The 19,711-nt window shown below is 34.0% G+C and carries 23 protein-coding genes; 21 read left to right on the forward strand and 2 right to left on the reverse strand.

Annotation, left to right across the window (positions count from 1 at the left end):
* The first annotated feature begins 969 nt into the window (after window positions 1–969).
* The 21 genes from HX004_RS17710 (at window position 970) to HX004_RS08475 (ending at window position 15,581) form a co-directional block, all read left to right on the forward strand.
* Complete coding sequence (locus HX004_RS17710; RefSeq protein WP_502888471.1) at window positions 970–1,656, forward strand: polymorphic toxin type 8 domain-containing protein; 687 nt, start codon at window positions 970–972, stop codon at window positions 1,654–1,656.
* An 11-nt stretch (window positions 1,657–1,667) separates the two neighbouring features.
* Entirely contained in the window at window positions 1,668–2,051 is a 384-nt protein-coding gene (locus HX004_RS08380) for a DUF2750 domain-containing protein (protein WP_286442023.1), read from the forward strand.
* A 1,105-nt stretch (window positions 2,052–3,156) separates the two neighbouring features.
* Complete coding sequence (locus HX004_RS08385) at window positions 3,157–3,921, forward strand: RHS repeat-associated core domain-containing protein (protein WP_502888472.1); 765 nt, start codon at window positions 3,157–3,159, stop codon at window positions 3,919–3,921.
* A 7-nt stretch (window positions 3,922–3,928) separates the two neighbouring features.
* The gene (locus HX004_RS08390; RefSeq protein WP_286442025.1) at window positions 3,929–4,327 is read left to right on the forward strand and encodes a hypothetical protein; all 399 of its coding nucleotides are present in this window, start codon (window positions 3,929–3,931) and stop codon (window positions 4,325–4,327) included.
* Window positions 4,328–4,665: 338 nt separating this feature from the next.
* Window positions 4,666–4,881, forward strand: a complete 216-nt coding sequence (locus tag HX004_RS08395) for a hypothetical protein (RefSeq protein WP_286442026.1) — start codon at window positions 4,666–4,668, stop codon at window positions 4,879–4,881.
* Window positions 4,882–4,895: 14 nt separating this feature from the next.
* A complete protein-coding gene (locus HX004_RS08400) occupies window positions 4,896–5,264 on the forward strand; it encodes a hypothetical protein (protein ID WP_286442027.1) in 369 nt (122 codons plus the stop codon).
* A gap of 290 nt (window positions 5,265–5,554) precedes the next feature.
* Window positions 5,555–5,779, forward strand: coding sequence for an RHS repeat-associated core domain-containing protein (locus HX004_RS08405; protein WP_286442122.1), 225 nt, complete (start codon window positions 5,555–5,557; stop codon window positions 5,777–5,779).
* Window positions 5,715–6,143 carry a hypothetical protein gene (locus HX004_RS08410; protein ID WP_286442028.1) on the forward strand — a complete coding sequence of 143 codons (429 nt, stop codon included), beginning with the start codon at window positions 5,715–5,717 and terminating at the stop codon, window positions 6,141–6,143. Before HX004_RS08405 ends, HX004_RS08410 begins: the two co-directional genes overlap by 65 nt.
* A gap of 321 nt (window positions 6,144–6,464) precedes the next feature.
* Entirely contained in the window at window positions 6,465–6,986 is a 522-nt protein-coding gene (locus tag HX004_RS08415; protein ID WP_286442030.1) for a hypothetical protein, read from the forward strand.
* Window positions 6,987–6,998: 12 nt separating this feature from the next.
* Complete coding sequence (locus tag HX004_RS08420) at window positions 6,999–7,391, forward strand: hypothetical protein (RefSeq protein ID WP_286442031.1); 393 nt, start codon at window positions 6,999–7,001, stop codon at window positions 7,389–7,391.
* Between the two features lie 93 nt (window positions 7,392–7,484).
* The gene (locus tag HX004_RS08425) at window positions 7,485–8,114 is read left to right on the forward strand and encodes a hypothetical protein (RefSeq protein ID WP_286442032.1); all 630 of its coding nucleotides are present in this window, start codon (window positions 7,485–7,487) and stop codon (window positions 8,112–8,114) included.
* A gap of 100 nt (window positions 8,115–8,214) precedes the next feature.
* Window positions 8,215–8,883 (forward strand): hypothetical protein, encoded by a 669-nt coding sequence (locus HX004_RS08430; protein ID WP_286442033.1) that lies wholly within the window; start codon window positions 8,215–8,217, stop codon window positions 8,881–8,883.
* A 130-nt stretch (window positions 8,884–9,013) separates the two neighbouring features.
* Entirely contained in the window at window positions 9,014–9,538 is a 525-nt protein-coding gene (locus HX004_RS08435; RefSeq protein ID WP_286442034.1) for a hypothetical protein, read from the forward strand.
* A 43-nt stretch (window positions 9,539–9,581) separates the two neighbouring features.
* Window positions 9,582–10,277 (forward strand): hypothetical protein, encoded by a 696-nt coding sequence (locus HX004_RS08440; RefSeq protein WP_286442036.1) that lies wholly within the window; start codon window positions 9,582–9,584, stop codon window positions 10,275–10,277.
* A 190-nt stretch (window positions 10,278–10,467) separates the two neighbouring features.
* Window positions 10,468–10,971 (forward strand): hypothetical protein, encoded by a 504-nt coding sequence (locus HX004_RS08445; protein WP_286442037.1) that lies wholly within the window; start codon window positions 10,468–10,470, stop codon window positions 10,969–10,971.
* A 99-nt stretch (window positions 10,972–11,070) separates the two neighbouring features.
* Window positions 11,071–11,658 carry an RHS repeat-associated core domain-containing protein gene (locus HX004_RS08450; protein WP_286442123.1) on the forward strand — a complete coding sequence of 196 codons (588 nt, stop codon included), beginning with the start codon at window positions 11,071–11,073 and terminating at the stop codon, window positions 11,656–11,658.
* A 139-nt stretch (window positions 11,659–11,797) separates the two neighbouring features.
* Entirely contained in the window at window positions 11,798–12,184 is a 387-nt protein-coding gene (locus HX004_RS08455; protein WP_286442038.1) for a hypothetical protein, read from the forward strand.
* Window positions 12,185–12,948: 764 nt separating this feature from the next.
* The gene (locus HX004_RS08460; RefSeq protein ID WP_286442040.1) at window positions 12,949–13,368 is read left to right on the forward strand and encodes a hypothetical protein; all 420 of its coding nucleotides are present in this window, start codon (window positions 12,949–12,951) and stop codon (window positions 13,366–13,368) included.
* Entirely contained in the window at window positions 13,365–14,000 is a 636-nt protein-coding gene (locus HX004_RS08465; RefSeq protein ID WP_286442042.1) for a hypothetical protein, read from the forward strand. Before HX004_RS08460 ends, HX004_RS08465 begins: the two co-directional genes overlap by 4 nt.
* Before the next feature lie 5 nt (window positions 14,001–14,005).
* The gene (locus HX004_RS08470) at window positions 14,006–15,022 is read left to right on the forward strand and encodes an SWIM zinc finger family protein (RefSeq protein WP_286442044.1); all 1,017 of its coding nucleotides are present in this window, start codon (window positions 14,006–14,008) and stop codon (window positions 15,020–15,022) included.
* A gap of 238 nt (window positions 15,023–15,260) precedes the next feature.
* On the forward strand, window positions 15,261–15,581 hold the full coding sequence (locus HX004_RS08475) for a rhodanese-like domain-containing protein (protein WP_286442046.1): 321 nt from the start codon (window positions 15,261–15,263) through the stop codon (window positions 15,579–15,581).
* A gap of 35 nt (window positions 15,582–15,616) precedes the next feature.
* Here HX004_RS08475 and HX004_RS08480 read toward each other — a convergent pair whose 3' ends face one another.
* Window positions 15,617–15,841: a hypothetical protein gene (locus tag HX004_RS08480; RefSeq protein WP_286442048.1), complete on the reverse strand. Its 225-nt coding sequence runs from the start codon at window positions 15,839–15,841 to the stop codon at window positions 15,617–15,619.
* A 161-nt stretch (window positions 15,842–16,002) separates the two neighbouring features.
* A complete protein-coding gene (gene purL, locus HX004_RS08485) occupies window positions 16,003–19,671 on the reverse strand; it encodes a phosphoribosylformylglycinamidine synthase (protein WP_286442050.1) in 3,669 nt (1,222 codons plus the stop codon).
* Between the last annotated feature and the right edge of the window lie 40 nt (window positions 19,672–19,711).

Consider the following 19,711-nt stretch of genomic DNA (forward strand, 5'->3'; position numbering starts at 1 on the left):
TTACAAATTGGCTTTCAAATTAGAACAAACATCACCCCAACCTTCCAAAAACGGATCGTTGGGGTTTGTTATTTAGGGGGGGATTGTTTAGTGGAAAAAGAAACACCCCACCACCGTTACACCATTAAAAAAAGGCTTCGACTTTAACCAACGACAATGGTAGAAGTGTTTCAAAAAGGTAAAGTACAGCCGAAGACTACAAAAAAGTAACAGTGGAGTAGTAAAAAGAGTAGTTGGGTTTTGGGCAATGGTTTATATAAGAGCAAACAATTACAACGTAGACTACAATCTAAAGGCGTACAATTGATTTAAAAAGTGTTTTGCTGTAAGTTATCTATTGCAATAAAAACAAATGGTTGTAGCAATTTATTTTTAAAAGTAGTTTATCGTCAGTGGAGTAGTAAAGAGGAACGAAGTGAGTCGAAGGCTACGACAGTGGGGATAAACAATTGTGGTTTGAAATACTGCTTTTTTACTTTGAAGGCAAAGACTACAATTGCAAAGTACAAAAACAGCCAAATGAAAATAAAAAGATTGTATGCATTTATTTTTACAACATAGTAATTGATTCATTAAAACAAAGTAAATCGATTGTACGAAGGATTTATTGCCTTAAAAATAAAAGTATACTATTTTTAGGAAGTTCTTCTTACCTTACAGACATCAATGGAGTGCCAACGCATTACTATGGGTACCTACCGTTTACCTCATTGATGCTTCTATTTGTTTTGGTATTCGGTGCACTTCGTGAGGTGAACTGATGGTGGTTTACAACAACAGTAACTATGACAATGTGTATAAATTTAATGATTTCGGAGACTAAAGCGAGTAGCTTTAGTTGAACGAACCGCACGTAGTGCAGAGTTAGACCCACAAATCGACGAAGGAGATTCACCGAGGCCTAAAAAAATAATAAGGAGGAGGTAAACAGGTTACTACTACTACGGTGCGCGTTATTACGATCCGACGATGAGTGTGTTTTTGAGTGTGGATCCGTTGGCGGAAGAGTTCCCAGGATGGAATCCGTATCATTATGTACACAATAATCCTGTTAATTTAGTGGATCCAACGGGGATGAGCGCGGAGAGCTATGATCAGGATCCACCTAAAAGAGATACTTCAGATAATCATATAGTTAGAATTCCGAGTTCGCCTCCACAGCAAGGGTATCCAGGACAAGGATTGGATGATCTTATTACATCTGGAATTCAGTGGATTGGATCTTTGATTACAGGAAGTGATGTATCTGAAGAAACTTCAGGAAATATTCAACTAGCGACAACTCTAGCAATTGTAATTGTTTCTAAAGGAAAAAATGTAAAAGCTGTTGAAGCAGTAAAATCAGCTGATAATGCTAAATCATTATTGAAGCAAGGAAGGGCAGGAAAGCAAGAACGATTAACGGAATTAATGACTGATTCTAAAGTCAGTAAAGCTGATAGAGGATGGCTTAAGCAAGAAAAAAATCAAATCGATAGAGGTAAAAGAACGTCTATGAGAAATCCTCCTGGCAAAGATTTAGCTCATGAAAGAGGTAGAGAAGCGGCGAAGGGATATTCTTATAAAAATTCTAATTTACAAAATAGAAAAGATCATAGAAATCAGCATAAATATGATAATTTTGGAAAGAAGAATAAGGAAAGACCTATACAATAAAAAACGAAATTATGTATATTAAAGAAATTGAGAAAGTGTCATCTTTAGAACCTTTAGAAAGGTATAAATATTTTATAAAGAAAGTAGCGGATAGCGAATTAATTTATACATTAATAGATTCTAATAGTAGATACGTTACATCTATAGTTGATGGTAAGGAATTGTTTCCAATGTGGTCATCTATAGATTTTGTAAACTTATGCAAAGTAAATGGATGGGAGTTATTTGAAATAAAAAAAATAGATTTCGATGATCTAGAAAATGAGGTATTCGATATTATAGCAGACCATAATTATTTAATAAATGTCTTTCCTGTAAAAGATAGAACAGGTTTTGTTGTAGATTTAGAAGAGTTTGCTAATGATTTGAAAGAAGAGTTAGAGAATTACTCATAGCAAGTTTAGCCTATGTATAGAATATTATCTTAGTTGGTTTGACCCTAATCGCACAGATTTAACTTCGTTCAATTCGGCTGAATCCTCGAGTGCAATCCGTGTGTTAATTACATAATTAACCCCAACCTTCCAAAAACGGATTGTTGGGGTTTTTTCCTTCGGTTCCCTCAGGATGACAGTTGCACTCAGTATGACAATTAGAAAAGACGTGTGTTGTTAGAGTAATCAATGCAGTATAAAAGAAACACCCTACCACCGTTACACCATTAAAAAAAGGCTTCGACTTTAACCAACGACAATGGTAAAGTGTTTCAAAAGATAAAGTACAGCCAAGATGACAAAAAAGCAACAGCGGTATAGTAAAAGTAGTAGTTGGGTTTTAGTCCTTTGTTTGCTATAAAGGAGATTAATTCCAACGTACACTACAATTTAAAGGCGTACAATTGATTTAAAAAGTGTTTTGCAGTAAGTGATCCATTGTAATAAAATTAAATGGTTGTAGCAATGTATTTTAAAAGTAGTTTATCGTCAGTGGAGTAGTAAAGAGGAACGAAGTGAGTCGAAGGCTACGACAGTGAGAATAAACAATGTGGTTTGAAATACTGCTTTTTTACTTTGAAAGAAAAGACTACAATTGCAAAGTACAAAAACAGCCAAATGAAAATAAAAAGATTGTATGCATTTATTTTTACAACATAGTAATTGATTCATTAAAACAAAGTAAATCGATTGTACGAAGGATTTATTGCCTTAAAAATAAAAGTATACTATTTTTAGGAAGTTCTTCTTACCTTACAGACATCAATGGAGTGCCAACGCATTACTATGGGTACCTACCGTTTACCTCATTGATGCTTCTATTTGTTTTGGTATTCGGTGCACTTCGTGAGGAGAACTGATGGTGGTTTACAACAACAGTAATTATGATAATGTGTATAAATTCAATGATTTAGGAGATTAAAGCGAGTAGCTTTAGTTGAACAAACCGCACGTAGTGCAGAGTTAGACCCACAAATCGACGAAGGAGATTCCCGAGGCCAAAAAAAAAATAAGGAGGAGGTAAACAGGTTCCTATTACTATGGTGCGCGTTATTACGATCCGACGATGAGTGTGTTTTTGAGTGTGGACCCGTTGGCGGAACAGTTTGTTGGTTGGACACCGTACCATTATGTGCATAATAACCCAATTAATTTGATTGACCCAACGGGGATGAGTACGGAGGAAAGTGATCATTGGGTTGAAAAACAGAATGGCACTATTTACTGGGATGAGAAAGCAACTTCCAAAGAAACAACCAGTGTGGGAGAAAAATATTTAGGAAAGAATGTATTAGTTGCAACTCATGATAGAAGTCAGGGTGTCAATGAACCACTTAATACAGCACAATTTGATTTATACTTAGAAAGTAATAAAGAGGGACCATCAGCAACAATAATGGGGAATACAGTTCCTTCAGATGTTGATAAGTCGGGTACTTTGGCAGAAGGCTTATATAGTGCTAAATTTGGACATAGAAATGCCTCAAGATATCAAAATGAATTGGCTATAAGAATTTATAATTTAGATGGATCAGATGGATTGCCTACAGTAAATGGTAATCCAAATCCATCGAGTAATGGAAAAACATTAACAGGTGTTTTATTTCATATGGGAAATAATAGTCAAACATCATTGTTTGATACGAGTGGAAATGCCTATAGTGCAGGATGTCAGACAAGTGGTAATTTTAAAGGGTCTAGAGAATTACATAATAAGTTTATGGAAGTTGTAGGAAAAACATTTAAAGGGAATTACTATTTACGACCTAATCCAAACTTTGTTCATCCTATTAATGTACCTTTAACATCAGAATTTAACGGAATAAAATAATTTAGTTATGAAAAAAATATATATACTAATAATAGCTTTTTTTTACGCAATAGCTTGTTTTTCCCAAATGAAGGGAAAAATTAATTTAGCAGGTACAAAATGGGAATGTAAAATAGAAAAAGATTGTGTTAATGTTTATAAATTTCTTACTGATACTACTTTTGAGTTTTACAGCTGTGAAATGGAAGAAACTTATTATGGAGAATATTACTTTGAAAATAATTTTTTAATGATTTATGAAAAAGGGTCATACGAACCATCGGATTATTATGAACAAAAATTGTTTAAAGTTTGTATAAAAGATAATTATTTACAGCGGTTATCTTTAAGCTATATGGAGAAAGGTAAATGGGTGAAATCAAAATTTGTATTTGATGATACCTATAAATATATGAAAGTAAAATAGTTTTAACACCACCCCAACCTTCCAAAACGGATCAAAGGGGTTTTGTTATTTAGGGGGGGATTGTTTGACAGAAAAAGAAACACCCTACTACCGTTACACCATTAAAAAAGGCATCGACTTTAACCAACGATAATGGTAGAAGTGTTTCAAAAGATAAAGTACAGCCGAAGATGAGAAAAAAAGCAACAGTGGTGTAGTAAAAAGTGTAGTTGGGTTTTGGGCAATTACTTCACTACGTTCAGTATGACAAAAGGGGAAATGCTTTTTTAGCGCTATAATAGCAAACAATTACAACGTAGACTACAATTTAAAGGCGTACAATTGATTTAAAAAGTGTTTTGCAGTACATAATCCATTGCAATAAAATAAAAAGTTGTAGTGATCCTACTAAGGATTATGGGAATAAGACAAAAATTGATAGCAATGGAATAGAAAGACATGGTTATGATCAGTATATTGATAAAAGTATGCCATCTGATCCTAATTCAGGAACGATGCGTTTAAATAATAATTCACCAAATAAAAATCCTGAAATAATGCCTAAAAATTGGTAAAAAACTAGTATGTTATGAAGACTATTTATTTAATATTGTTCTTATTTCCATTATATATTTTTGGACAAGAAGACAAACATGAAGAATTAAGATTAAAAAGGCATCCATTACCTCAAACAGAAGTTGTAAAAAAGTATTTATTTGATATCCTACAAGATGAAACACTCGTAGATGGTATAGCAATGAAAATTTTCTTTTTTCAATACGATGATAAAACAATAGACAATATTAAAAGAAAAACGATCAAATTATATGACGATATAAATGTTTGGGAGGTGCGTTATTTTTTAGGTAATGAGGATGATGATACTATTCACGCTATTTATTTTATTCGTTTTAATAAAAATACAGTAGAAGTTATTGATAATTGGATTGAAAATTAATTTACAGTAAATACCCACCCCAATCTTCCAAAACGGATCAAAGGGGTGGTGTTATTTTAGGGGGGATTGTTTGGCAGAAAAAGAAACATCCTACCACCGTTACACCATTAAAAAAGGCATCGACTATCCAACGACAATGGTAGAAGTGTTTCAAAAGGTAAAGTACAGCCGAAGACTACAAAAAAGCAACAGCGAATTTAGTTGACAGTTTACCATTAACGGTTAACGGAATGATACTCAATAGAAAGAGAATTAAAACAGTAAACAGCAAACCGTCTACCGTAAACTAAATTGCGCATTATTACGATCCGACGATGAGTGTGTTTTTGAGTGTGGATCCGTTGGCGGAACAAACTATGGAACCGTATTCGTATGTTGGAAATAATCCTATACGCTATACAGATTCTACAGGAAAGAAGAAGAATATTCAAGAGCTAATAAAAGATAATAATGATAGCAATATTAATCCCATTTCAGTCAGTAGGAGATTTTGTGTTAAAGTCAAATATAGATAATTATATAAAGGAATATTCATTTTGTATAAGAGATTATTCATCTGATTTAGCAACACCAGCTGCCCATTATTCAGTTGACTATCCTCGAATGGCGTTGTTTGTTGAAAATAATTTAATAGAGGAAGTCGCCTGTTATGAAGAATTGTTGTATAAAGGAAGAAATTTAATTGGAATGAAAATTGAGGAGTTTATTTCACATACAGGAGAAAATTTTGTAGGAGAAATAGATTGTTTAGATTTTGAAGATGATGGCCTACCTCAGTATGTGTATGAATTTGAGTCTATCGGATTACAAGTATGGGTAAAAGGAAGAAAAGGTAATATTTTAACTATAATTGCTTCTTCCAAGTATAAAGAAAATTAAGACGAGTATTTTATTTGTTCCTTGAGTTAGAAAAGCTTTTGATTAATTTGATAAAAGTAAAAGGACTGAATTTTATATAAATATGAAAATGAGTCCATTAAATCAGTATCAAGTACTAAATAGAGCTAAAGTCGATCTTAAAATAATAGGTGGGGTAGTATAGATTTATATATTACCTTTTTTTGTTTTTTTTTAGTGAAGAAATCTTGTCAGTAAAAAATAAATGTTAATTTTTTTAAGAAATAGTGCTATCTTTCAATACTAAAAAGGAAGTTGATTTTCTTCAATAAGAGTAATTTATAGATTTAAAATAATAAGGATTTGAAAAGTAATAGGATATTGATTTTAGTGCTTGTCTATCTTTTGGGAATGGGGTGTAGTCAAATGAAAAAACAAGAGAAATTGGTTCAGGAGGTTGAATATCAGTTGCTAGATACCATTGGTAGAGTGAAAAAAATAGAAGAATATAAACACGAGATAGAATCTTTCAAAGAGAAATGGAAAATGAGTGAACGCGATAGTTTTGAATCTGCAGAAGGGGGGGAAATAAGGTGCTTTTATATAGAAAAAGATACAGTAAAAAAAGAAATAGATTATTATGGTGAAATGGGAAGAAAGCATCTTGTACTCTACCAAAAAAATGGTTTACCCGTGTTGATGGAAGAGAAGATTTTTGTATATGAGGAACCTTTGGGAATAAACCAAACCACGGCCCTTAGCGACAGTTTAGTTCAGCAGTTTTATTTTGATAAACAGAACTTGATCTATTGGTTGAAAAATGGTCAGCACGTTCATTCTTCGAGTTATAAAGAGAAGGAAGAAGAATTATTAGTTTTTTTTTAAGCGCAATTGAAAATGAAAATAAAGGGTTTAATGCTGTGTTTGTTTACGATAAATAGCCTAGCTCAAGAATTTAAACACGATTTAGAAGGAACAAAATGGCAGTGTGTTATAGAGGAGAATTGTGTGAACCAATATCGTTTTGTCACAGTGGATACATTTGAATTTTACAGCTGTGAAATGGAAGAAACGTATTACGGTACATACTATTTTGAGGATAATTTTTTAATGATTTACGAAAAAGGTTCCTATGAAGAATCAGATGATTATTATGAACAAAAATTATTTAAAACGGTGATTGAAGATAATTATTTAAAACACTTAACATTAAATTATTTAGAAAAGGGTAAATGGGTGAAATCAAAATTTGTATTGGAGGATAAATATAAATATTATAAAGTAAAATAGGCAGTTTATGGCTATTTTCATAATTTAAATAAGGTTTAAAGGATTGTAGTATTTGCTCAAATGATTAGTAGAGGTAGTCGGATAAAATCAAACTTGAAGTTTCTCCTTTTTGGGATTGGTTGTGGTGTAATGCTGTCTTCTTGTTGGACAACAGAAGGGAATTCAAAAGGAAGTTCTCTCGATGTGAGCAAGACAAAAAAGATAGATTCTATCGCTGTTGTTCGTGCCGTTCATTTCGTGCCAGATACACTTGTAAATAACCGTTTAGCGTTAAGGGATTTCAATAGCATAGTTCAAGGAATGCCTCAAAGTAAGAACCAAAACGCAGTAGAAAAACTGAGAGAAAGTCCTGTTTTTGTTTTTGTCAATCAAGATACTACAAGTTATTTACTTGCTTATCAATACGAGGGAACTACCTCCTATGCTTTCGATTGTTTTGAAATTGGATATACAAAGGACTTAGAACAAACAAAAGAAATTTTAAAAGTAGACGAGATGTTTTTTGTACTAGGTAGTGGTTTAAAATTGGGATTATCTCTAGTAGAATTAATTAAAATTAAAGGAAATAGGTATGATCAAGAAGGAAATCAAATCACGTATCGAATCGATGATTATCGTCAATCTCCTTTTTTAAAACGATACAATATGCCTGCTTATTTTTTAACCTGTACACTTACTGATAATGTCATCACAAAAATAAAATTCGGATTTGAGCAACCTTGATTGACAAGTTTGTTTGATGTAAATAAAAAGAGTAATCGTGAAATCTATACTTATAGTTGTTTGTCTGTGTTTGTTAATGGGTTGTAAATCAACGAAGATAATGGATATCAAAGCATGTCGTGATTTTGAAGAACGATATAAGAAAATTCAAAATTATCACAGAGGGAAAAGTAGTTTACAAATGGATGAAATTACCAAAATGGTTCGGTTGACGGGAATTGAAGTTGACCATAATTTTTCAATTGATATAGATTATTACTTGACGAAAAGGAACTTAAAAGATTGGAAAAAATGGTATCAACGGAATAAACAGCGGTTATCTTGGGAAGAGGAAACACAACGTATAAAACTCCTAAGTGAGCCAAAAGATGAGTTAGTTGAAATAGAGGTTTTAGCAAGTTCCCATACAAAGAAAAAAGAATTATTTTCTTCAGCTTATGTGTTTCTAATCATTGATATGCATATAACAGAAATTAACCCTAAGAACGGATATTATCACCTGAGGGGAGTGAATGGAAAAGATACATTGGATTTAATCACACCAAGACTTTCCGTTTTAGTAAGAGAAAAAAAGAAGAGGAGATGGAGAGAAATAAAGGTGAATGAGGTATATGAGTTTGATCTATTAGCAATATATAAACCGCGTGACTTTGGAGGGTTACTTCAGCCCAATGAAATTGAACTCCTGATTCAAGGTAATTATAGTTCAACAAAACATATGGGACCTAAATATTATCGAATTTTAAATCGATATGGCTATGAAAAGTAATCGTACTTCCAGTTTTAGCTGTCTTTAAATAAGATAGTTAATGTAGAAGTAAAACGATTGCTAGTTGTAGATGATGCAGTTGCTTGTGATTTAAAGTGAATTGCCGCTATTTTACCTGAATTAAATTGAGATGATGAAACAAGTAAAGATGCGATATAGAATTTGGATCTATGTTTTAGGAATACTCCTTGCTATGTCCTGTCAAAGAAAGGCCTTTCAATCCGATATACTTCACATGTTGCATATAGAGGCAAAAGAAATAAAATTGCTAGACATTTATCATCAGTTTGGAGGATTGGGAGAGGGGTTTATATTAGAAGAATACAGCGTATCTCCAGAGGTCGTTACGGACTTTTTGTATCCAACAACTAAAATTTTACCTCGTAAAAATGAAACTCATTCATGGCAAAAAATAGATTGGAAACAAGGACCTCCTAATGAATATTTAGAAGAGTTGTTTTTGCTTTGTTTAAGTTATGAAGATGGAAATGAAATAATAACTGAGAAGTTGAAGGAATTACGACAACTTGTAGAGTTCCCGTGGGTTTATTATGCCTTCTATTATTATCCTTCACTAGAAATGCCTGAATTAGCTCAAATGTTTATTTTGGATTCACGAACAAAAAAAATATACGCAATGGAGATTAGCATATAAGGGTAGATATTGGAAATTAACAGCTAAGAAAAATCAAAAGCACGTGAAAAAAAAACAGAATAAAAGGCCTCAAGACACTATAAAGGAGGTGAAAAAAGATGATTTTGTAAAAAACATACCTAAAATTGATACTTTATCATGGAAAGAAGCTTATACAATCATTCATGCGTTTTGTTATTCGGATACTAAAATCAATTTGAATGAAATCAAGCAAATGCTAAGTTTAAAAGATAAGGACTTAGTAGATTTATTTTTGAGCACGTATATTTTGTTTGATGATAACGATAAAGCGTATTTAGAACTTTTTATTAATGAGAATTTAGATCATCCGGATACAGCATTTATTTCAGACCTATTGTATTTTGCAACGGATTGGTCTCTAAACATTAATTATTTAAAAGTTTTGAATATAGTAGAAAAGCAGGCTAAAGATGAAAACTATGTAGTTTTAGGGGCTATTAATTATATTGCTAATACTATTAAGTATTATTATATTGAAGAAATTGTTCACTCTTTTAATAGCGTTGTAAATTCCAAGGATTATTTTCAATCAGAACAAATTTTAGCAAGTATTTCTTTATATAGAATAACTGGTAAGGAGTCATTCTTGGATTTTATAGCTGAATTAATTGATTATGATAAAGAGAATCGAGTATTTCTAACTAATGTATTAAGAGAAAAAAGTTATCAGGAAGAGTATTTTGATTTGAGTGAAATCAAAGTCAGATTTTTAATATAGATGTCATATAAGAAATGGAGATTTTATTTCACACCAGTTCCAATCTCTTCAATTGGTTCGTTGGGTATTTTCGCTTTACAGAAATTATGCAATACACGTAGAATTAGAGATGTAAGAAGTTGACTTATAAATATTTATAAACTATAATGATTTGAAAAAGGGTAATGTAGAAAAGTAATAAATAGTTTAAATGAGAAAGTTTTTTATATTTTTTTTTACTGTTTTCTTTGTTTTAAGTTGTTCCGTATTAAGAGAGGAGCATCAAATAAAACAACAGAGTTTCATTTTGTTTCATAATGATATTAAGGTTATTAGTAAAGCAGATGATGACTTATTTTATGATAAGGGATTTAATATTAATATCTTAAATACAATGAAGAAAAATAGTAAAGTTATAAGTTACTATTTTTTAAATGAATTAGTCTTTGATAGCGAACAACGAATAGTTTCTTTGTACATCCCTAATGGACAAATTAGTGGAAATGTAAATTTAAAATCTTTAAGTTCTATAGAATTTAGAGAAACTTTAGAGAAAATAGAAGTATATTCTTTGATAGAGCATATTAAACTAATACCAAATAGGAAATTTGCTATAATTTTAGTTGATGATAATTTTTTAATGATGTATCTTAATGTAAAAAAGAAAAACGTTACAGAATTTAATTACTCTTTAGAAAGTTTTAAATTAGAATAAACGCCTACCCCAACCTTCCAAAACGGATTGTTGGGGGGGGTAGTTGACAGTTTACTGTTAACGGAAACAGTAAACAGCAAACCGTCTACCGTAAACTAAATTGCGCGTTATTACGATCCGACGATAAGTGTGTTTTTGAGTGTGGATCCGTTGACGGAACAAATTATGGAACCGTATTCGTATGTTGGAAATAATCCTATACGCTATACAGATTCTACAGGAAAGAAGAAGGAGGATTGGATTCTTTTGACAGGAAATAGTGCTTTATGGTATGGAGGGAATTATGGTGATAAATCTAATCCTAAGCATACTTTTAAAGCAACATCAGGGATGAATAATGTTAAGTTTACTCAAGGTACAAAAACTGGTTATGAAAGTCTTCAGGTTACTAAATACCAATATGTTAAAAATTTGGGACCAACGGTAGAAGGTAAATATAAGATTAATTTAAAACCAGATCCATCCCGAGAAGCTAAAGCTGATTTAAAAACAGGAGAGCTTTTAAGAAACCTAGATGGAGGAATTGAAAAGATTCCTAATTTTGTGGAAAATCCAAATAATCCTGGTTATGGATGGCGTTATAGAGAATGGGGAGATAATAGAGCTAGATTAGAACCAGTTAATGTGTCTCAACCAAAAGATTTAGATGGTAATACTCAAAATACAGATTTATCCTCGTTTTATTAACACGATTCAACTAAAGGTTATTCGCATGGTTGTCATGAAGTAGATACCGATTTATTTAGTAAGTTAAATGAGTATAGAGATTCTGGAAATAATTCAATCGAAGTACAAATCAGTTATCCTAATAAAAATCATATAACAAATGGAGGGACAAAAGAATAAATTAATATTTTATGTTATTATCATTATGTGTATAATTTCATGTAGAAGTCAACAAAGTCTTAATTATAAAATTCCAAATAAAATTTATCTTAGAGTAGAAAATAATAAACATGAATTAAATCAAAATAAGGTGTCTACTTTTATTAAAGATATTAATAAAAGTAGGATATTGAAAGATGATGATCCTATTCCATATATTTTTGATTTTATATTGGAGTATAATGATACAATTATTACTATGAAATCTGATGGTGTCTATTATTTTGAGAATAACTTAAAATTCTATCCATATTCTGATTTAGTAAAAAAGTATTGGAATTTGCAAGATGAAGATTTGTTGCCAATTAGACCTCTTGAAAAAAAATAATTGTCAAAATTTACCACATAAATTATATCATCTATGTGTTGACACACATTACAAATTGGCTTTCAAATTAGAATAAACATCCCCCCAACCTTCCAAAACGGATCAAAGGGGTTGTTTTTAGTTGACAGTTTATTGTTAACGGGTAACGGGAATTACTCAATAGAAAGAGAATTAAAACGGTAAACCGTAAACCGTCTACCGTAAACTAAATTGCGCATTATTACGATCCGACGATGAGTGTGTTTTTGAGTGTGGATCCGTTGACGGAACAATTGCCAGCTTGGACACCGTACATCAATTATAAAAAAATAAAACCCTTATCCTTTTTAACCAAATTACTCTGCAGTATGCTGTGAGCGCGGGATGCGACCCTTCGTTGCCTCAGGGTGACATACTGTGTGTGGGTTCTGTGTGTGGGTTCTGTGTGTGGGTTCTGTGTGTGAGTACTGTATGTGTTCAACGCCTCGTCATGTCACCTCGATGAAGGAGAAATCGGAGCACTGCGTAGATTCATCGAATACAAAAACAAATATAAAATAGGTGAGATAGGTCGCATCTGTTACTCAACGCTCGTCACTAACACCCGTCATGTCATTTCGGCGAAGGATAAATCGTAGCACAGCGAAAATCGAAACACAGTGAAGATTCACCGATTCCTTTGAAATAAAATAACAAAGAGGAGGTAAAGAAAATAACACACGAAAAGAACTAACTTTGTTTTAGATGCTAGTAAAATAACATTAGACGTCACAATAATTAATCTCATGAATAACCAAGTCTATATTTCCTGTAGTTTTTCATTGAAAAAAGAGTTAGAATCAGAATTGCAAACGATCAAAAACGTAGTAGTAGCACATCAGTATCAACCTTGGGTGTTTGTAGAGCATTATAACTTTGCTATTCAAGAAGAAAAAGAAATGATGCAACAAGCCATGCAGGATATTGAAAACAGCGTGTTTTTACTAGCCGAAACTACAGATAAAGGCATTGGAATAGGGATAGAGGCTGGATATGCAAAAGCACTAAAGAAACCCGTTGTATATTTGCGTAAACAAAGTGCAGCACATTCTACCACTTTAGCAGGATTAAGCGATTATCAAATTGTATATCAAGATACGGATGATTTAGCTAATCAATTAAAGCAGGTGCTAGTGGTAGTAACACAAATGCTTAGGAACGAATGAAAAAGGAAATTTTAGATCGAATAAACCAATTAGGAGGTGATATTAGCCGAGTAAAGGGAAATAATATGGCGGAGGACTTATTGTCTATAACGTTTAATACGGTTTTGTATAAAAGACCTGTAGATACTCCTTGGGCAACAGCAGAACAAACAGAACCTATTCACGGATTAGGTGATTTTATAGCAGAACATCAAGAGTTAGTCCATACCCATCGCGAAGGATTGTATCAAAAAATTATTACTCATTATTATCGCAATACAGAAGAAGGCTTCGGACAAACATTTTGGCAACCTGTTCTTTTTACTCCTTTTACAAAAGGAACTGCTGATTATGAGGAGTGGTATGAAGGCTATTTTGACGATGAATCCCTAGTTGATTTCACAGAAGTGCAAATGGTAACAGGAAAAGATCCCGGAGAATTTTTACAACTATTTTATAGCTATGGATTTCCCGATCAGTTGTACATTAGTTTAGATGATTCTCAACTTGATAATCCTACTGTTTTTGGCACAGATCACGAAGTGTTTTTTGGGGAAATAACCAATGAAGGTTCTTTAGAAGCGTATTTTAATCAATTTATGACAGGTGAAGAACTGATTGAAATCGTAGCAAAGGCATTGGATAAACAATAAACGAAATGAATATACAAGAACGACTGAAGCAACTCACAACGAAGGAGAAAGCTCAGATTAAAGCAGTAGAAGTACGCGAGTTGGATGAGGAAGATGCTGGACATTTTGTTGCCTTTGTCGATGAAGGGGAAGAAACTTATGATGTACAAATTTACCTAAGCGAACAGCAAGTGCAACACATGACTTGCGACTGTGGAAATACAACTGGACTTTGTATTCATCAAGGGGCTGTATTGTTGCAAATCACCCAAAAGGGATTGAAAGTTGCGCCCACACAATTGGTAAAAAAAACGAGAGCAAAGGCCAAACAAACGGTAAGTACGGTGCTGCTACAAGAGCAAAGTAAAGAAGTCTTGACCCAATGGTTGATGGAGGTATTTAAGAAAAATAAAGCCTTAGAGCAACAATTTATCTTGACCTTTTCTCAAGAAAAGGTGGATTATACAGTAGAATATGTGCAAGATAGTATGCAGCAAACGTTTAAGGCGGTAGCAGGAAAGCGCAAAACACTTGAAGGGGTAAAGATTAAAAAAATATTGGATACGCTGGCGATTGCCTTTGAACCAGTAAATGATTTTATTACGGTGAATATCGATAAACCCATTGCCTACGAACTCTTTTCTAAAATCATGTTGGATATACAAGCTTTTGATAAACGCATCTCCCATCACAGTAAGAAGTTTATGGACTTTTATCAAAATTACAGCACTTGGTATGCATTAACGCTGAATAATACCCAAAATCAAAGCGTATGGCAAGAACAGGTAAAACAATTGATGCATCGTATATTCATTGAAAATAGCAATACGCGAACGGTAGATACCGTGCTGTTAAAGTATATTTATGATCATGGGAATCCCGAACAAAAAAGAGACTTTGCATTAACACTGCATCCAAAGGTTCTACAGACTACACATACGCGATATGATTTTAAAATGGACTTTGTTAGTTTTATCCGAGATGTAGCATTAACTCATGATTTTTACGAGGAAGTATATGCTTTTTTCGCGATTAAAGATTGAACTCATCTTGATTTTTTTGATTGAAGTGAAAATTAGTTATTTTGAGCCTGATTAAAGGCATTTTTTAATTGCATAGCAGGATTACGGAATGAAAAAAAGGTAAAAAGCAGGCTCAAAAGAACAATTTTTTAACCAATTAGAGAAAGTCAAGAGGAGTTCATTAAAAATTAGAGGGATGTAACTTAAGTTACTGTAGCATTGTAGAAAGGGCAATACCTTTGTTCCAAAATAGAATGCAATGATACAGTGGTTAAAAAATATAGTCAGTTCATCTGAGGATAAACCTTCCTTAGCAACCTTAGTACAAGAAGGTGCGATCTTAATTGACGTTCGCACACAAGGGGAATACCTTAGTGGAAGTGCAAATAAAGCCGTTAATATTCCCTTGGATCAATTGGTTGCTAAAAGCGATCGATACGACAAGGAAACACCTTTAATTGTTTTCTGCAGAAGTGGTATGCGAAGTCAGCAAGCCAAAAGAGTATTGGAACAGTTGGGCTATCAAAGGGTATATAATGGAGGAGGTGTTCGCACCCTCATTCGCCAGTTAGAAAAATAAAAATAAAACCAACAGCTTGTACTGTTGGTTTTATTTTATTCCTCTTTCTCATCCGAGAAATATTGATTGTAAATTTTGATACTGTCTATTGGATCGGGCATGCCCATCGGAGCGTTGTCTCGCTCGTATTTTTCAATTAGAATTTGTAATACCTCTAGTTCATCTACAGTATCTTTACTTTGTGGACTACCTTCTAATAGTTGTACTTTGATCATAGCCATGTGGTAATCTTCTTCCGTACGAATAGGTCTTAATTTCATAATACTACAATTAATTGCACTTTTTTGGTTGAATCAAGACTTGATTTTCAAGCCTTATCTATAAAACTACACCTTTTTTTTGATTAAAGGACTTGATGGAGTGCTAATTACTGTTAAGAACCATAAAAAAAGCCCTTCGTATGAAGGGCTTTAATAGTCTATTATTTTTTGTTGTTTGCTTCAATCCACTGACGAGCATTAACAAAAGCTTCCATCCAAGGAGAAACTTCGTCTTTGCGTCCTTCTGGGTAATTTGCCCAATGCCATTGGAATAATGAACGTTCAATATGTGGCATCATCACCAAGTGACGACCTGTATTGTCACACATCATCGCGGTATTGTAATCTGAACCATTTGGATTCGCAGGATAGCTATCGTATGCATATTTCGCTACGATATTGTAGTTGCTTTCCGCTTCTGGTAAATTGAATTTACCCTCACCATGTGAAATCCAAACCCCTAAAGTACTACCTGCTAATGTAGATAGCATAATAGAGTTGTTTTCTTGAATAGTAACCGAAGTAAAGTTGCTCTCGTGTTTTTGAGAATCGTTGTGTAACATTTTTCCGTGAACCGAGTGCTCAGGATTAATCAACTCCAATTCCATAAACAATTGACAACCATTACAAATACCAACAGATAACGTATCTTGACGGGCAAAGAAGTTTTTCAAGGCTGTATTTGCTTTTTCGTTGTACATAAAAGCACCTGCCCATCCTTTAGCTGATCCCAATACGTCCGAGTTAGAGAAACCTCCAACTGCTCCGATGAATTGAATATCTTCTAATGTTTCTCTACCTGAAATTAAATCCGTCATGTGAACGTCTTTTACGTCAAATCCAGCTAAGAACATGGCATTGGCAACCTCTCTTTCAGAGTTACTTCCCTTTTCGCGGATAATCGCTGCTTTTGGACGTGGTTTAGACGCATCAACAACTGGTTTCTTGCCGTCAAATTGTGCTGGGAAAGCAAATTGTAACGGTTGATTTTTATAGTTGTTAAAACGATCTGTCGCTTTGTTGTTTTTCGTTTGTTTTTGATCCAATAAATACGAAGTCTTATACCACGTATCGCGGATTGCAGGAACACTATAGCTAAAGCTATCAGTTCCATTTTGGAAAGATACTGTTTCTTCTGTTCTAACAGTTCCGATCTTAGTTGCTTCAACACCTGCTGCTTGTAACGCTTTTTCAAACGCTTCATCGTTTTGTGCTTGAAGGACTAAACCGATATTTTCATTGAAAAGAACTTTTACTGTATCCTTTTCATTTAAAGCTGTTAAGTCATAACGAGCTCCTAAATTAACATCAGCAAAGGTCATTTCTAAAAGGGTTGTGATTAAACCACCACTTCCAATGTCGTGACCTGCTGCAATTTGGTTGTTTGCTACCAAATCCTGAACCGCATTGAAGGCTTTCTTGAAGTAGGCTGCATCTTGAATCGTTGGCACTTCATGTCCGATTTTGTTTAAAATCTGAGCAAAAGAAGAACCTCCTAATTTGAAGCTGTCTTGAGATAGACGGATATAGTAAATAGAACCAGCATTTTTCTTTAAAGTAGGCTCTACAATTTTGGTAATATCCGTACAGTTTGCTGCTGCAGAAATAATAACCGTTCCAGGAGCAATTACTTCGTCATTCGGGTATTTTTGCTTCATAGAAAGGGAGTCTTTTCCAGTTGGAATGTTGATTCCCAATTCAATAGCGAAATCTGAACACGCTTGAACTGCTTCGTATAAACGAGCATCTTCTCCAGGATTATTACAAGCCCACATCCAGTTTGCCGATAAGGAAATCCCTTTCATTTGGTCTTTTAATGGAGCCCAAACAATGTTGGATAAGGCTTCTGCAATCGCATTTCTACTTCCTGCTGTAGGATCAACTAAAGCAACCACAGGAGCATGTCCTACTGTTGTAGCAATCCCTTCTTTTCCTTTGTAATCCAAAGCCATAGCACCTAAGTTGTTCAAAGGCAATTGCAATGGACCTGTACATTGTTGTTTGGCCACTCGACCTCCCACACAACGGTCTACTTTATTCGTTAACCAATCTTTAGAAGCCACGGCTTCTAATTGCAACAATTGGTTTAAGTAATCGTCTACTTTGTCAACAGTATAATCTAAATCAGCATACACACGGGCAATCGTTTGATCATCCATGATTGTTTTTGGAGAGCTACCAAACATTTCTTCAATAGCGAAATCCATCGGTTTATCTCCTGTTTTTGCTGATTCAATGGTAAAGCGGTGATCATTGGTAATTTCACCTACGGCATACATTGGTGCGCGTTCTCTTTCAGCAATGCGCGCTAACGTATCCATATCTTTTTTACCAATAACCAATCCCATGCGTTCTTGAGATTCGTTTCCAATCGTTTCTTTAGCAGAAAGCGTTGGATCTCCGATCGGTAATTGATCTAAATTGATGTGTCCACCTGTTTCTTCTACTAATTCAGATAAACAGTTTAAGTGTCCACCCGCACCGTGATCGTGAATCGATACAATAGGGTTGTGGTCTGCTTCAACTAATCCGCGAATGGCATTAGCTGCGCGTTTTTGCATCTCTGGGTTTGAACGTTGGATAGCATTTAACTCAATTCCCGAACCAAATGCTCCTGTATTAGCCGAAGAAACTGCAGCTCCTCCCATACCAATACGGTAGTTTTCCCCTCCTAAGATAACCACTTGGTCTCCTTGTTCTGGTTTGTGTTTTTTCGCTTGATCTAACTTTCCGTATCCAATACCACCCGCTTGCATAATCACTTTGTCAAAACCAAGTTTACGCGCTTCCTCTTCGTGTTCGAAAGTTAAGATAGATCCCGTAATTAACGGTTGTCCGAATTTATTTCCAAAATCAGAAGCTCCATTAGAAGCCTTGATTAAAATGTCAATTGGCGTTTGGTATAACCAGGCTCTTTCATCCATGGCTTGTTCCCAAGGGCGATTCTCTTCTAAACGAGAGTATGAAGTCATGTAAATCGCTGTTCCCGCTAAAGGTAAAGATCCTTGTCCTCCTGCTAAACGGTCGCGAATTTCTCCTCCTGATCCTGTAGCAGCACCGTTAAAAGGTTCTACTGTTGTAGGGAAGTTGTGCGTTTCTGCTTTTAATGAGATAACAGAATCGAATTCTTTCTCTGCATAAAAATCAGGCTTATCCGCTGATAATGGAGCGAATTGAGTGACACGTGGCCCTTTTACAAAAGCAACGTTATCTTTATAAGCTGAAACAATATCATTCGGATTTGTTTCTGATGTCTTTTTAATTAATTTGAATAGTGAAGTTGGTTTCTCTTCTCCATCAATAACGAATGTTCCGTTAAATATCTTATGACGACAGTGTTCTGAGTTTACTTGGGAGAAACCAAATACCTCTGAATCTGTTAGTTTTCGTCCTATTTTTTGAGCTAAATCTTCTAAATAAGCAATCTCTTCTTCGTTAAGTGCTAGTCCTTCCTCTTGATTGTATTTCGCAATATCCTCAATGTAAATGATAGGCTCCGGTTGAATGTTAATCGCAAAAATATCTTGGTTTAACGATTCAAACACTTGTGACAACATCGGGTCAAATTCTTGTTGATTCGCCTCGAAAAATTCTTCAATGCGAATAATTCCACTAATCCCCATGTTTTGTGTGATTTCAACCGCATTGGTACTCCAAGGCGTAATCATAGTAGCACGTGGACCAATAAATTGACGGTCGATTACTTTTTGATCGAGGTGTTTAGCATTGCCAAAAAGCCAATTTAGTTTTTGAATATCTTCAATAGATAAAGCGTTCTCCACCTGTACAGCGTAGAACTTTTTCGAAGGGTTTTCGAAGAAATAAATCATTGCGATAAGATTATTTTAGTTGTTGTTGTAAGATGCAAAA

It is taken from the genome of Myroides sp. 1354, assembly GCF_030324495.1.
Classification (GTDB): Bacteria; Bacteroidota; Bacteroidia; order Flavobacteriales; family Flavobacteriaceae; genus Flavobacterium.

Excerpts from the sequence above, each read along its gene's own strand:
- HX004_RS17710 (WP_502888471.1), top strand. The coding sequence starts at position 970 with ATGAGTGTGTTTTTGAGTGTGGATCCGTTGGCGGAAGAGTTCCCAGGA.
- HX004_RS08380 (WP_286442023.1), top strand. The coding sequence starts at position 1,668 with ATGTATATTAAAGAAATTGAGAAAGTGTCATCTTTAGAACCTTTAGAA.
- HX004_RS08385 (WP_502888472.1), top strand. The coding sequence starts at position 3,157 with ATGAGTGTGTTTTTGAGTGTGGACCCGTTGGCGGAACAGTTTGTTGGT.
- HX004_RS08390 (WP_286442025.1), top strand. The coding sequence starts at position 3,929 with ATGAAAAAAATATATATACTAATAATAGCTTTTTTTTACGCAATAGCT.
- HX004_RS08400 (WP_286442027.1), top strand. The coding sequence starts at position 4,896 with ATGAAGACTATTTATTTAATATTGTTCTTATTTCCATTATATATTTTT.
- HX004_RS08410 (WP_286442028.1), top strand. The coding sequence starts at position 5,715 with ATGATAGCAATATTAATCCCATTTCAGTCAGTAGGAGATTTTGTGTTA.
- HX004_RS08420 (WP_286442031.1), top strand. The coding sequence starts at position 6,999 with ATGAAAATAAAGGGTTTAATGCTGTGTTTGTTTACGATAAATAGCCTA.
- HX004_RS08430 (WP_286442033.1), top strand. The coding sequence starts at position 8,215 with ATGGATATCAAAGCATGTCGTGATTTTGAAGAACGATATAAGAAAATT.
- HX004_RS08435 (WP_286442034.1), top strand. The coding sequence starts at position 9,014 with ATGATGAAACAAGTAAAGATGCGATATAGAATTTGGATCTATGTTTTA.
- HX004_RS08445 (WP_286442037.1), top strand. The coding sequence starts at position 10,468 with ATGAGAAAGTTTTTTATATTTTTTTTTACTGTTTTCTTTGTTTTAAGT.
- HX004_RS08455 (WP_286442038.1), top strand. The coding sequence starts at position 11,798 with ATGGAGGGACAAAAGAATAAATTAATATTTTATGTTATTATCATTATG.
- HX004_RS08460 (WP_286442040.1), top strand. The coding sequence starts at position 12,949 with ATGAATAACCAAGTCTATATTTCCTGTAGTTTTTCATTGAAAAAAGAG.
- HX004_RS08465 (WP_286442042.1), top strand. The coding sequence starts at position 13,365 with ATGAAAAAGGAAATTTTAGATCGAATAAACCAATTAGGAGGTGATATT.
- HX004_RS08470 (WP_286442044.1), top strand. The coding sequence starts at position 14,006 with ATGAATATACAAGAACGACTGAAGCAACTCACAACGAAGGAGAAAGCT.
- HX004_RS08475 (WP_286442046.1), top strand. The coding sequence starts at position 15,261 with ATGATACAGTGGTTAAAAAATATAGTCAGTTCATCTGAGGATAAACCT.
- HX004_RS08480 (WP_286442048.1), bottom strand. The coding sequence starts at position 15,841 with ATGAAATTAAGACCTATTCGTACGGAAGAAGATTACCACATGGCTATG.
- purL (WP_286442050.1), bottom strand. The coding sequence starts at position 19,671 with ATGATTTATTTCTTCGAAAACCCTTCGAAAAAGTTCTACGCTGTACAG.